The 12937-nt window shown below is 32.8% G+C and carries 13 protein-coding genes; 11 read left to right on the plus strand and 2 right to left on the minus strand.

Annotation, left to right across the window (positions count from 1 at the left end):
- The first annotated feature begins 155 nt into the window (after positions 1–155).
- From AAFU52_RS25830 to AAFU52_RS25845, 4 genes are all read left to right on the plus strand, one after another.
- Positions 156–3035 (plus strand): TonB-dependent receptor domain-containing protein, encoded by a 2880-nt coding sequence (locus AAFU52_RS25830; RefSeq protein ID WP_438424434.1) that lies wholly within the window; start codon positions 156–158, stop codon positions 3033–3035.
- A gap of 135 nt (positions 3036–3170) precedes the next feature.
- The gene (locus AAFU52_RS25835) at positions 3171–4445 is read left to right on the plus strand and encodes an Nramp family divalent metal transporter (protein WP_024770463.1); all 1275 of its coding nucleotides are present in this window, start codon (positions 3171–3173) and stop codon (positions 4443–4445) included.
- A 167-nt stretch (positions 4446–4612) separates the two neighbouring features.
- Complete coding sequence (locus AAFU52_RS25840) at positions 4613–4894, plus strand: hypothetical protein (RefSeq protein WP_035091802.1); 282 nt, start codon at positions 4613–4615, stop codon at positions 4892–4894.
- Positions 4895–4935: 41 nt separating this feature from the next.
- A complete protein-coding gene (locus AAFU52_RS25845; RefSeq protein WP_035091805.1) occupies positions 4936–5349 on the plus strand; it encodes a group III truncated hemoglobin in 414 nt (137 codons plus the stop codon).
- 1 nt (position 5350) lies between these two features.
- Here AAFU52_RS25845 and ytxJ read toward each other — a convergent pair whose 3' ends face one another.
- Positions 5351–5746, minus strand: a complete 396-nt coding sequence (ytxJ, locus tag AAFU52_RS25850) for a bacillithiol system redox-active protein YtxJ (RefSeq protein ID WP_024770466.1) — start codon at positions 5744–5746, stop codon at positions 5351–5353.
- 201 nt (positions 5747–5947) lie between these two features.
- Between ytxJ and clpB the strand changes: the two genes are divergently transcribed.
- The 6 genes from clpB (at position 5948) to AAFU52_RS25880 (ending at position 11517) form a co-directional block, all read left to right on the plus strand.
- On the plus strand, positions 5948–8548 hold the full coding sequence (clpB, locus tag AAFU52_RS25855; RefSeq protein WP_438424440.1) for an ATP-dependent chaperone ClpB: 2601 nt from the start codon (positions 5948–5950) through the stop codon (positions 8546–8548).
- Between the two features lie 213 nt (positions 8549–8761).
- The gene (locus AAFU52_RS25860) at positions 8762–9409 is read left to right on the plus strand and encodes a hypothetical protein (protein ID WP_024770468.1); all 648 of its coding nucleotides are present in this window, start codon (positions 8762–8764) and stop codon (positions 9407–9409) included.
- Between the two features lie 116 nt (positions 9410–9525).
- The gene (locus tag AAFU52_RS25865; RefSeq protein ID WP_024770469.1) at positions 9526–10122 is read left to right on the plus strand and encodes a TetR/AcrR family transcriptional regulator; all 597 of its coding nucleotides are present in this window, start codon (positions 9526–9528) and stop codon (positions 10120–10122) included.
- 54 nt (positions 10123–10176) lie between these two features.
- On the plus strand, positions 10177–10659 hold the full coding sequence (locus tag AAFU52_RS25870; protein ID WP_024770470.1) for an acyl-CoA thioesterase: 483 nt from the start codon (positions 10177–10179) through the stop codon (positions 10657–10659).
- Positions 10660–10714: 55 nt separating this feature from the next.
- Positions 10715–10840, plus strand: a complete 126-nt coding sequence (locus AAFU52_RS25875) for a hypothetical protein (protein ID WP_255409709.1) — start codon at positions 10715–10717, stop codon at positions 10838–10840.
- A gap of 164 nt (positions 10841–11004) precedes the next feature.
- Positions 11005–11517, plus strand: a complete 513-nt coding sequence (locus AAFU52_RS25880; protein ID WP_024770471.1) for a SixA phosphatase family protein — start codon at positions 11005–11007, stop codon at positions 11515–11517.
- On the opposite strand, the gene AAFU52_RS25885 is transcribed toward AAFU52_RS25880, so the two are convergent.
- Positions 11514–12263, minus strand: a complete 750-nt coding sequence (locus AAFU52_RS25885; protein WP_438424444.1) for a DUF6503 family protein — start codon at positions 12261–12263, stop codon at positions 11514–11516. The genes AAFU52_RS25880 and AAFU52_RS25885 overlap by 4 nt on opposite strands.
- Positions 12264–12494: 231 nt before the next feature.
- Between AAFU52_RS25885 and AAFU52_RS25890 the strand changes: the two genes are divergently transcribed.
- Positions 12495–12851 carry a DUF3887 domain-containing protein gene (locus AAFU52_RS25890; protein WP_438424445.1) on the plus strand — a complete coding sequence of 119 codons (357 nt, stop codon included), beginning with the start codon at positions 12495–12497 and terminating at the stop codon, positions 12849–12851.
- Positions 12852–12937 lie beyond the last annotated feature (86 nt).

Genomic DNA, 12937 nt, shown 5'->3' on the forward strand with positions numbered 1-12937 from the left:
TAAATAAAATACATATGAAAAAAACGAATTAAACAACCAAAAGATTTTACTCACTTCAATTCTGTTAAAAAAAATCGGAAAATGCTGGCACACTTTCCGATTGAATAAAGTGATTTAACGTCAATACGTAAACCACAAATAAACATTTTAAAATTATGAAAAAAATATTGAAATCCGAGGGTAGACCTCGAGGGATATTAAAGCTTACTTTAAAAATGAAAATATCTTTACTTTTTATACTTCCTACACTATTTACCATACAGGCAAATAGTTATTCCCAGAATACTAAGTTGTCGTTAGACATGGAAAATGTAACTGTAATACAAGTAATTGATGAAATTGAATCTCAAACCGAGTTTAAGTTTGTTTTTAAAACAAAAGCTGTTGACTTAGATCGAAGAGTAACAATAAAACTTAAAAAGAAAAAAGTTGAAGAAATCCTGAATACGCTTTTTTCAAATTCTCAAACCGCCTTTGAGATAGACAATCGTAAGATTTTATTGAAAAAGGCCTTAAATAAAACCCCCTCAATACAAAATGACGAAATAGATAATCAAGAAAAGCAGGAAATAGAAATCAATGGGCAGGTTTTTGACTATCAAAATGCTCCTCTACCTGGTGCCAGCATAGTAGAAAAAGGCACAACAAATGGTGCTACAACAGATTTCAACGGCAATTTTTCTATCACCGTTTCCAATGTCAATGCCGTTTTGGTCATTTCATATCTTGGATTTGAGTCCAAAGAGGTAAATATTACTTCACCTACAGAAGAATTAAAAATCATATTAAAAGAAGGTGGGTTTGCCTTAGAAGATATTGTAGTTACAGCAAGAAAAAGAATAGAAAATGTTCAAGACACTCCGATTTCTATTACTGCCGTACAAGGAGTAGTTTTAGAAGAGATGGGAGTAAACAATATAACCGGAATCGCAGATATTGCCCCTAACCTTACATTTAGTACAACCGGAACCGTATCTGGATCAAGTTCTGCTGCAGTAGTTTACATCAGAGGAATTGGTCAGAATGATTATGTGCCAGTAGCAGATCCTGGTGTAGGAATTTATGTTGATGAAGTGTACCTGGGCAGAACCGTTGGTGCTGTTTTAGATTTAGCAGATTTAAAAAGTGTAGAAGTCATTAGAGGCCCTCAGGGGACTCTCTTTGGAAGAAACTCTATTGGTGGAGCCATATCCTTATTATCTAATGATCCAGGAGATATATTAAAAGGAAAAGTTAGCCTTACAGGAGGCAGTTATTCAAGAAATGATGCTACGTTTAGAATAAGCGGACCTATATCTGAAAGTTTCGGGTTTACTTTTAATTTAATACGACGAAACAGAGAAGGGTATGTAGAACGAGTATTAGTTGATGATTCTGATTTAGGCGATGAAAATTCCCATGGAGCAAGACTTAAATTAGACTATCATAAACCATCCAGTAAATTCTCCGCAAAATTTATTGTTGATTTTGCAACAGAAAGAGAAGAATCTGCCGCAGAACAGAATTTATTCTTTCATGATGATAGGTTATTACCACAATTATGGAACACTAATGCAGCACCAGCAATTACATCTACCGCCACTGGTTATGTCCCTGGAGACACCACTGTAGGAAATGATATTTATGACGAAAGGTGGAATTTTGGACCATTCAAAACAGGTGAAACTTCACTTTCTCAAAATGATATTGATACTTGGGGCATATCTACTAATTTAAAATATGAAATCGGAGAAAATTCTGAGACTAAATTAATTTTGTCCTATAGAGATTTAGATGCCGAGTTTGCAAGACAAACAGATGGATCACCACTTAATATCTTTGAGAATAGAGATGTCTATGAGCAAGATCAATTTAGTGCAGATTTACGTTTTAGTCATTCTAGTGAAAAACTAGATTTTGTAACTGGGTTATTTTATTTTATAGAAAATGTAGATAACGCTTTATCATTTACCGGTGCATTACAAAATACAGTGTATCCAGTATTCTTAGGAGGTTTGGTAGAGAATAGTAATTATGCAATATATGGAGAAGCAACTTATAAAGTAACCGATAAACTATCATTAACTGGAGGTCTGAGATATACTAATGAGACTAAAAAAGCAAAACCAGATGCTTTTAGAGACCCTACAGTAAATCTAGGAGATACTCCTAACGCTCCTAACCCAATTCGGGATATCAATACAAATCCCAGACGTTTACTTGACCAAATATGGCAAGAAAATACTTTTGATCAAATAACGTGGAGATTTAATACCGCATATAAAGTTTCTGATGCTTTAAATATTTATGGTACTGTTTCTACCGGATTTAAATCTGGTGGGTTTGAATGGAGAGTTACCAATACATCTTTTTATGAGGATTCTTCAAATGATTTTGACGGAGATGGAGATGGAGATTTACCTCAATTTTCTCCAGAAACAGTTACATCTTATGAACTGGGCGCAAAAGTAAAAGTAAAAAAACTAAGGTTCAACACGGCATTCTTCTATACCGATTATAAAGATTTACAAATTGCTGCTAATCCACCAGGATCAATTGCAACTTTCCAGACAAATGCCGGAGATGCCGAAATTAAAGGACTAGAAACCGAAATAATTTGGCTCCCTAACCCTTTTATGCTTGTTAATGTCGGATATGGATATACAGATGCAGAATACAAAGACCTTATCGAAGGTGTCACCGTAACCGAAGATGATAATTTCATTTTAACTCCAGAACATACTTTAACTTTTGGAGGATCATACAAAATTCCCGTGTCCTTTGGTAGTTTTACCCCAAGAGTAGATGGTCATTATAAATCTAGAGTTGATTTTGAAGCTCAAAACAGTGATTTTGTTTTCGATGATGGTCATACTGCACTAAATGCTTCTTTAAAATTTAATGCAAAAAAACACTGGGAACTTATCATCGGTGTCGAAAACTTAACAGATGAACTATATTTAGTTGGAGGTGATGCGAATACTGCAATAGGCTACGAGAATGGAATTTATGCAAGACCCAGAAATTATTACGCCACTCTATCATACTCTTTTTAAATACTTGGATAGTTAGCCCCTTTCCAGAGTTTAATCCTTTTTTGGATTAGACTCTGGATTATTTAATAATGTCGAGTTTGAAAATTCAAATACTATAAAATTTTATATCCAGAAAGGACCTAATACTATAAATTAATGAATTGGAATAAGCTTAGAAAAACTCTAGGACCTGGAATTTTATTTGCAAGTACCGCAATAGGCGTTTCTCATTTGGTCCAAAGCACACGTGCAGGAGCTAATTATGGTTTTACACTCATAATTGTTATTATCATTACCAACATTTTAAAATTTCCTTTCTTTGAATATGGTGCCAGGTATGCTAACGCAACAGGAGAGAGTCTTATAGATGGGTACAAGAGGTTAGGTAAATTTGCTTTATGGATTTATTTTTTAGTTACTATATCATCTATGTTTTTTGTTACTGCCGCCGTAAGTTTAGTAACAGCTGGTTTTATGGACAACCTTTTTGAGGTATCCACACTATGGCCTTCTTTTAAATTATTTCCTATTGCACTTGTTTTTTTAGTATCCTATGGTGTACTGGCCTTTGGAAAGTTTAATATCCTAGATAATATCATTAAAATAATAGGAATCCTATTATTTGTTTCTACTATCATTGCCTTTGTAATGACCCTTAGTAAGGGCCAAGCAACACAGGTAAAAGGTTTCGTTTCTCCATATATTTTTGATGATACAGGGATTTTATTTCTAATCGCATTAATGGGATGGATGCCAACAGCTTTGGATCTATCCACCTGGATCAGTTTATGGGCAGTAGAAAAAATAAAATCAACAAAATATCACCCAACACTTAAAGAAGCTTTATTCGATTTTAATCTAGGATACTGGATCTCTGCTTTTTTAGCCATTTGCTTTTTAATTCTTGGAGCGTATCTCGTATATGGAACTGGAAAAACACTTCCTAAAGATAGTGTAGGATTTGCCGGCGATATAATTGAGTTATATACTACTACTATAGGAAATTGGAGTTATTTAATTATTGCTATTTCTTCTTTTTCAATTATGCTAGGAACAAGTTTAGGAGTTTTTGATGGATATGCGAGAACACTACAACAAACTACAAGGCTAATATTTTCATCAGAAACCAAAAACAATATAGTACAGAAGCCCAGACAAATATACCTTGGTTCGTTGCTTATTTTAGCCATAGGATCATTCTTAATTACGGTTTTCTTTAGAGGGCAGTTTAAAGCTCTTATCGATCTGGCAACTACTATATCTTTCTTAATTGCTCCTTTAATCGCCCTTGCTAATTTCAAATTAGTAAGTAAAAAATATATTAGAGAAGAAGCAACCCCAAAACCATTTATGAAATTGATTAGTTATCTCGGAATTCTATTTCTAACAGGCTTTGCTCTGTTTTACTTATATATTAAATTTTTAAAATAAATGTATTGATCAGGTCTCAATATTATTTTTGAAACGATTTATCAATCTGTATTTTATATATTTTAAGAGAAGCACATAGAACCTACTTATAATCTACTTTATGATCAGAATCATAAAACTATAGCCCTTCTTTGAAATATCTTTGAATAACACTAAAAGTAATTGTTATGTATTCAAAGTTATTAAAAGATTTTAAGGAAATGTATATGGCATATATACCATTAATGATCATTCTTTCCAGTTGCTTAGGGTCTGTTGCAGCAATGTACATTCTTATGCAAGACAGGTCTATTTCACAAGTCATTCAATTATCTCTTTGTGTAATCATTTGCATGGCATTTAATGCATCTATTCTAGCTCAAATGAAAGCAAAGTTTGTATTTAACCTATTAATTGCAAGTATAATAATCAACAGCTTTTTGGTATTGCTTAACATCACATTTTACTAATAGAAATATAAGATTTCTTACAACAAAAAAAGCAAGCAAAAGTGATTCAAAAAAATGATATCAGAAATAGAAATGATGTAGCAATGCTGGTTTCTAGATTTTATAAAAAAATCAGAAAAGAAGAGAGTTTAGGCCCTATTTTTAATCATATGATAAAAGATTGGGATAAACATTTAGATAGATTAACCGACTTTTGGGAAACCAACCTCTTATTTGTTTCAAAATTTAAAGGAAACCCTATTGAAGTCCACAAACGAGTAGATCAAACGTTTAACCACAGCGTTACAAATGTACATTTTGGGATATGGTTGCAACTATGGATTACTACAATAGATGACCTTTTTGAAGGTGAACTCGCTACTTTAGCTAAAAATCGCGCCAGAAAAATGAGTACAACATTATTCTTGAAAATGTTTCAAGACAGACCTTCTCAAAAAATGATCCCTAACAAATAATTTATACAAATTGATGTAATACCTGGGGCGTAATCGCACTATGCGAAGAATGATGTACCATAACACCATTTCTAATAACAATAAATTGTGGTGATTCATGAAATACTTGAAATTTTGCAGCTACTTCTGCAGACACATCGCGATGATTCAATAAATCAAGATAATACAAATCTATTTGATCTTCTGTAATATCAAAACTGCTTTCAAAATTACGGATCACCATTCTACTAATACCACAACGAGTCGAATGCTTAAAAATAGCCTGCGTTTTAGTCTTTGATGCTTCTGCTATTTCCTCTAATTGCGAAATAGAATTGAGCACTTGCCATGGCAAAGCTTGTTTTTCCTGCTTAGGTTCTTTCTCTTCTGATCCAAATAATTTACCAAATATTCCCATTTTTTCCCTTAATTCTAATTATCACAAACATAGTCAAATGATTTTTAAAATTGACTATAATCATATATTGGTCGTTACAAAATTCGTAACTTTACATTAAGCCAAAAAGTCAGTAAAATCAAGCAACAACAAGACATTTTGACACATTATCAAAGTAGGAATATTATTTGATCCTCTACTAGAAACTCAAAATAAGAGACTATGAATTTTAATAATTTCACTATAAAATCACAAGAAGCCATACAACAAGCTCAACAGCTTGCACAAGGCTTTGGACATCAACAAATAGAAAACGAACACATTTTTAAAGCTATCTTTAATGTAGATGAAAATGTGCTTCCGTTTTTGCTAAAAAAGTTAAATGTAAATATCAATCTTTTACAACAAGTTCTCGATAGCACACTAGAAAGTTTTCCTAAAGTTTCTGGCGGAGAGTTACAGTTATCAAGAGAAGCAGGAAAATCGTTAAATGAAGCAAGCATTATTGCTAAAAAGATGAATGACGAATATGTTTCTATTGAACATCTGGTGATTGCTATCTTTAAATCTAAAAGCAAGATTGCACAAATCCTAAAAGATCAGGGAGTAACAGAAAAACATCTAACCGAAGCCATTAATGAGATCAGAAAAGGCGAACGAGTAACATCACAAAGTGCAGAAGAAACCTATCAGGCCCTAAATAAATATGCCAAAAATCTTAATGAAATGGCAGAGAACGGAAAATTAGATCCCGTTATAGGTCGTGATGAAGAAATCCGAAGGATATTACAAATCCTTTCTCGTCGTACCAAAAACAATCCAATGTTGGTCGGTGAGCCTGGCGTAGGTAAAACTGCTATTGCCGAAGGGTTAGCTCATCGAATTATCGCCGGAGACATTCCCGAAAACCTTAAGAACAAACAAATTTTTTCTTTGGATATGGGAGCTTTAATTGCTGGTGCCAAATTTAAAGGTGAATTTGAAGAACGCCTTAAATCTGTAGTAAAAGAAGTAACTTCTAGTGATGGAGATATTGTATTATTTATCGATGAAATCCACACTCTTGTAGGTGCAGGTGGTGGCCAAGGTGCTATGGATGCCGCAAATATCCTAAAACCAGCTTTGGCAAGAGGAGAACTTCGCGCAATTGGAGCCACAACTCTGGATGAATATCAAAAGTATTTTGAAAAAGATAAAGCCCTGGAAAGACGTTTCCAAAAAGTTACAGTAGATGAACCAGACACAGAGAGTGCAATATCTATTCTTAGAGGAATTAAAGAAAAATACGAAACACATCATAAAGTACGTATAAAAGATGAGGCTATAATCGCTGCAGTAGAATTATCTCAACGTTATATCACAAATAGATTTTTGCCCGATAAGGCTATTGATTTAATGGATGAAGCTGCCTCTAAACTGCGAATGGAAATTAATTCTAAGCCTGAAGAACTTGATGTTCTCGATAGAAAGATTATGCAACTTGAAATCGAGATCGAAGCTATAAAGCGTGAAGATGACGAAACCAAGTTAAAAGTACTTAATGCAGATCTTGCAAACCTTAAAGAAGAACGTAATGAGATTTTCGCAAAATGGCAAAGCGAAAAAGAAGTTGTAGACGCTATTCAAAATGCAAAAACAGATATTGAAGAATATAAGCTTGAAGCAGAACGTGCAGAGAGAAATGGAGATTATGGAAAAGTCGCCGAATTGCGGTACGGAAAAATAAAAGAAGCTCAAGAAAGATTGGATGAATTGCAAAAACAACTAAATGAACAGCAAAGTAAATCTTCGCTTATTAAGGAAGAAGTTACTAATGATGATATTGCAGAAGTAATAGCAAAATGGACAGGAATACCAGTAACCAAAATGCTACAAAGTGATCGCGAAAAACTATTAGTGCTTGAAGAAGAATTACAGAAACGTGTAGTCGGACAAATGGAAGCTATACAAGCTGTTAGTGATGCCGTAAGAAGAAGTCGAGCAGGTTTACAAGATCAAAAAAAACCAATAGGGTCATTCTTATTTCTGGGAACTACAGGGGTAGGTAAAACAGAATTAGCAAAAGCACTGGCAGAATATCTGTTTAATGATGAAACGGCTATGACCCGAATTGATATGAGTGAATATCAGGAACGCCATGCGGTAAGCAGGTTGATGGGTGCACCCCCTGGATATGTAGGATATGATGAAGGAGGACAATTAACCGAAGCTGTTCGAAGAAAACCATATTCTGTAGTGTTACTCGATGAGATAGAAAAAGCACATCCAGATACGTTTAATGTGTTATTACAGGTGTTAGACGAAGGCAGGTTAACAGATAACAAAGGGAGAGTCGCAGATTTTAGAAACACTATCATTATCATGACCAGTAATATGGGTAGCCACATCATACAAGAAAAACTTGAGACTATCAAAGATATGGATACTGCTATGGAGGCAGCTAAGGTAGAAGTATTAGGGATATTAAAACAATCTGTTCGTCCAGAGTTTTTAAATAGAATAGATGATATCATTATGTTTTCTCCGCTTACCAAAGCTAATATAAATGAAATTGTAAGGCTTCAGTTAAAGCACGTTTCTAAAATGCTAGCAGAGCAACACATAACTTTGGATGCTACAGAGCAAGCTATACTTTATCTTTCTGAGAGAGGTTTTCAGCCAGAATTTGGAGCAAGACCAGTGAAACGTACTATCCAAAAAGAAGTTTTAAATAAACTATCTAAAGAAATTTTAGGAGGAAAAATCTCTACAGAGAGTGTAATTTTACTCGATGAATTTGATAGTAATCTAGTATTCAGAAATCAGGAAGATTTGGTTTCTTAATCAATCTACAACAGTAATTACGAATAAAAACAGAGCTATTGGTCTAGAAATAAATCAATAGCTCTAATAGTTTTAAACAAAAAATCAACAATGCTATATTTTGTCGGGCGGCATATATTACGGTTTTACCGTAGATATTAACAAACCTATTCCTACAATGGTTAATAACTAAATAAGGAAAAAAACAAGGTTTTTAAGTACATTGCTCTCTCAATGAGACCAACCATATTACTTGCACTTCTTCTAATTTCACACATCTCCCTGGGCCAAAACAAAAAGGGAGCCTTATCTGATATTAGAAATAAATATCAGTTAATCCGAGAATTAGTAGACACCAATACACTTAGACAGCATCATACTGATTACTCATGTGATGAATCGTCGGAAAAAGGGTCGCTTACCTTTTACTATAATGGCACAGAATTAAAACATATTATCCACACCTACACTCAGGGCCATGTAAAATATAGAGATGAATTTTATGTTTGGGATAATCAATTATTTTTTCAATATGCTACGCATAAGATCTGGTATAAAGAATATGAAAGAAATCGTTCTGGTAAACGTCGATTAGTAAACATCGAATTAACACTCGAAGAACGCTTTTACTTTGAGGATAGAAATATTATCAAATGCCAGTTTAAAGATTTTGAAAACAGAAGCAGTAGTCCAAAAAAAATCAAAACTAACAATATCAGAAATATAAATGTAGGGTGTGATCAAGCACAAGTTGCTCTTGAAAAATTTGATCTTTTGCTAGATTTTCAAAAAATGAAGATCGAAGATGCTTGTAATCTCCCTAAAAGTATTACCAATACAGAACCTTTAGATCATATTTACGGTAATATAGGCCGAAATTAACGACTCCTTCTCTTTATTAAACTCTCTTCGGGATATGTTAAAATAAAATATTTGTTACATTAAAAAATATACCGATTGGTATTTTTTAGTATATTCGGTCTATATTTCAATAAAATATGCTCACCAAAGCCGAACAAACAACAGAGTTTATAATACAAACCGTAGCTCCTATTTTTAACAAAAATGGATATGCTGCGACAAGTTTGAGTGATATCACTAAAGCTACCGGGCTTACTAAAGGTGCTATTTATGGTAATTTTAAAAATAAAGAAGAACTTGCTATTGCTGCTTTTAAAATGACCGAAGGAAATATGATTGGCCGAATAGCAGATCATCAATCCTTAAGTAAATCACCTATTGAGAAATTATTTTTAGTTACCGATTTTTATCGAAACTATTACAACTTTACTCAAGAGCTAGGTGGTTGCCCTGTACTTAATATGGGAGTAGATGCAAAATATCAGGTTCCTGTTCTTTTCAAACATGTAAAATCTGCAATCACCAAAATTCAGAACAATGTTGCTAAACTTATTGATGCCGGGAAAGAGTGCAAAGAAATAAAAGAAGAGGTAGATTCAATGCTATACGCAAAACGATTGTATAGTATGATAACCGGAGCTATTTTTATGACCCATACTATGGAAGACAATAGCTATTTATTAGAAACTATGGATCAGATAGATACCATGATTCATAAAAAACTTAAACGATAATTATCATTTTTTTTAACTATAAATATACCAATTGGTATAAAAATAAATTAAATCATGACATTAACTAAAGTACCAGAAAGCAAAGCAAAAATAAGGTTTCAGGATTGCGATCCTTTTAACCACCTTAATAATGCTGCATACATTAATTATATGATCAATGCGAGAGAAGATCAGATTGATCAATACTACAATCTTGACATTTTTAAACTCGCAAAAACCAAAGGCATAAGCTGGGTGGTAGGCACAAACCAGATTGCGTATTTAAAACCTGCCCTACTTATGGAGAGTGTGGTTATTGATTCTCAACTTATACGATATACAGAAAATCAATTACATGTAGAAATCAGAATGTGGAACCATGACAAAACCGAGCTTAAAGCTGTACTATGGAGTTCTTTTGTGCATTTTAATTTATTACAACAAAAGCGTTGGAATCACGATCAACAACTCTTAGAGTTATTTCAAAATATAATCGAACCTATATCCGCTAACAGTTTTGAGGAAAGAATTTCACAATTAAAACCACAAAAAGTGTAACATTTTCATTTTTTATTCGTCTTAATATAGAACGTAACCATTTAAAACTGGCCACATGAAATCTTCTGGCGATTTAGGCTCTTCTAATAAAAGAAGAAGCTCGTATATTTATATAGGATTTTTTATCATTGCTATTCTATCAATGGGTATCGTTATTTGGCAAATGGGAATGTTAGAATAATATAATCAGGTATAAAAAAGCTAATATTATTTTTATAATAGCTATTTTTATACCTGATATTATTTAGTTTTACGTTATAAATTATGCATAATTGAGAATTTCAACACGTCCAAAATAATCATTATGCAATCTTGCCTAACCTCTAAAACAATAAACACAAACAGATGAAACCTATACTCGTTTTACTTATTTTTCTTTCTTCTTGGGTAAGTTCTTGCCAAAGTAATGTATCACCGCAAGAAGTGACCACTACATATTTCTTAGTTAGACATGCTGAAAAAGATCTTAGTGATCCAGATAATCGAAATCCAGAGCTTACAGAAGCAGGAAAAATACGATCAGAAAACTGGGCAAAAATGCTTGTTGACACTCCAGTAGATATGGTATATACAACAGATTATATCAGAACTAGAAAAACGGCAGAGCCAATTGCCAAAAGTAAAAATTTAGAACTGGTTTTATATAATCCCAGAAATTTAAACGACACCGAATTTCAAGAAAAAACCAAAGGAAAGACTGTTGTGGTTGTTGGTCATAGTAATACAACACCTACCTTTGTCAATAAAATTATTGGTAAAGAAAAGTATAGCTCGATAGATGAAAAGATCTATGGTAAACTATTCATTATAAAAGTTACTGGTGATATAATTACCGATACTGTACTTACTATAAACTAGCAACAATCTCTTTCAATATAAACATAGATATCCTCTAGTTCTATTTTCGAAAGTAATTTCAATTGTTTCTTTTCAAATAATTTATCAAGATTATGTAGTGGCGTGGTAAGATCATCTGTCTTATAATTTTTATAATCAACAAAACGTATTCCATTTACATTTCTAGGATTATATGCTTCCCTAAACCGTATTCCTCCTCCATTTACGGCATACTTATAAGCCAAATAATCTACAGTAAAGTTCTCCTTATGTATCCAATACATAAACTCATCTTCAAAATCAGTTCCACCGCCTTCTTGATCAAAAGTTACTTTTACTTTATAATATAAAACCCCATTGATAACCGATTCACCAACCAGTTCTTTATATACAGCTGGTGCATTAAGTCCATACGGAAGACTTGCAAAATAATGCACAGAATTCACTCCATCACTTATTTTTGTAATCAAAGAATCTGCAATTTTTACCGGGCAATTCTCTATAGTTCTTTTTAAGCCAGAATTGCTTATCACATCATGAGTTAATCCATTAGGGCTTTTTACAAACCTCTCTAAGGCATACACTCCTTCTCCTCTTTTACTTCGGTATTGTTTACCTCTAAAAACGAAATGTACAATTGCCTTATCATATTTTTCTCCTCCCGCATTTTCTATCACTTTATCTACTACTTCTTGAGCAGAAAACTGAGCAAAAATAGATGTAACAGAAGAAAAAACAAATACTAATACTATAAAATAATGTCGCATAAAAATTGCTTTAAAAAACTAAATTAATCTTTCTCTTTTCAATAATTGTAACATTTTTGTTAAACTAAATAACAGGTACAATCAATTATTTTTTTAGACGAAAATCCAGTTTTATACTTACTGATACATAACAATTTTAATGCTTGTCCTGATATGAATTGAAGATTGTTTTCTTTTTAATTAAAAAAAAGATAATTATTTTGCAGTCCCAAACCTCAAAATAAGAATACTATGAAATATATAATCCTGCTTTTAATTTGTTTTACAGCTCAATGTGGCTTAGCTCAAGATGCCAATACTTATGAGAGCGTAACAAAGACTTTTCAAGAAAACTTTAATGCACAGAATGTAGGTGCTATTTTCGATATGTATACATCAGAAATGCAGGAAAGTATAACAAAAGAGGGGGTTACCAACTTTATCAATGGTTGTTATGGGCAATTTGGTAGTATAAAAAATATAACTTTTATTGAAACAGCAGAAGGAGTTTATAGCTATAAAGTAGAATTTGATAAAACAATTCTAGCCATGGACCTGCAACTTAGTGCGAATAGCAAGATTTCAACAATACAATTTCAAGAACTATAAAAAGTATTTAAAATATTCGTTTTTTGTATAAAGCTTTCTTTCAGGAAAGCTTTGTACTTTTGTAGGCATTTACAAAAGTATTTCGA

The sequence above is a fragment of the Aquimarina macrocephali genome (genome assembly GCF_051627225.1).
Lineage (GTDB): Bacteria > Bacteroidota > Bacteroidia > Flavobacteriales > Flavobacteriaceae > Aquimarina > Aquimarina macrocephali.

Coding starts and splice junctions, on each gene's coding strand:
- AAFU52_RS25890 (WP_438424445.1), top strand. CDS start 12,495: ATGAAATATATAATCCTGCTTTTAATTTGTTTTACAGCTCAATGTGGC.
- clpB (WP_438424440.1), top strand. CDS start 5,948: ATGAATTTTAATAATTTCACTATAAAATCACAAGAAGCCATACAACAA.
- AAFU52_RS25885 (WP_438424444.1), bottom strand. CDS start 12,263: ATGCGACATTATTTTATAGTATTAGTATTTGTTTTTTCTTCTGTTACA.
- AAFU52_RS25865 (WP_024770469.1), top strand. CDS start 9,526: ATGCTCACCAAAGCCGAACAAACAACAGAGTTTATAATACAAACCGTA.
- AAFU52_RS25840 (WP_035091802.1), top strand. CDS start 4,613: ATGTATTCAAAGTTATTAAAAGATTTTAAGGAAATGTATATGGCATAT.
- AAFU52_RS25875 (WP_255409709.1), top strand. CDS start 10,715: ATGAAATCTTCTGGCGATTTAGGCTCTTCTAATAAAAGAAGAAGCTCG.
- AAFU52_RS25835 (WP_024770463.1), top strand. CDS start 3,171: ATGAATTGGAATAAGCTTAGAAAAACTCTAGGACCTGGAATTTTATTT.
- AAFU52_RS25870 (WP_024770470.1), top strand. CDS start 10,177: ATGACATTAACTAAAGTACCAGAAAGCAAAGCAAAAATAAGGTTTCAG.
- AAFU52_RS25830 (WP_438424434.1), top strand. CDS start 156: ATGAAAAAAATATTGAAATCCGAGGGTAGACCTCGAGGGATATTAAAG.
- AAFU52_RS25860 (WP_024770468.1), top strand. CDS start 8,762: ATGAGACCAACCATATTACTTGCACTTCTTCTAATTTCACACATCTCC.
- AAFU52_RS25880 (WP_024770471.1), top strand. CDS start 11,005: ATGAAACCTATACTCGTTTTACTTATTTTTCTTTCTTCTTGGGTAAGT.
- ytxJ (WP_024770466.1), bottom strand. CDS start 5,746: ATGGGAATATTTGGTAAATTATTTGGATCAGAAGAGAAAGAACCTAAG.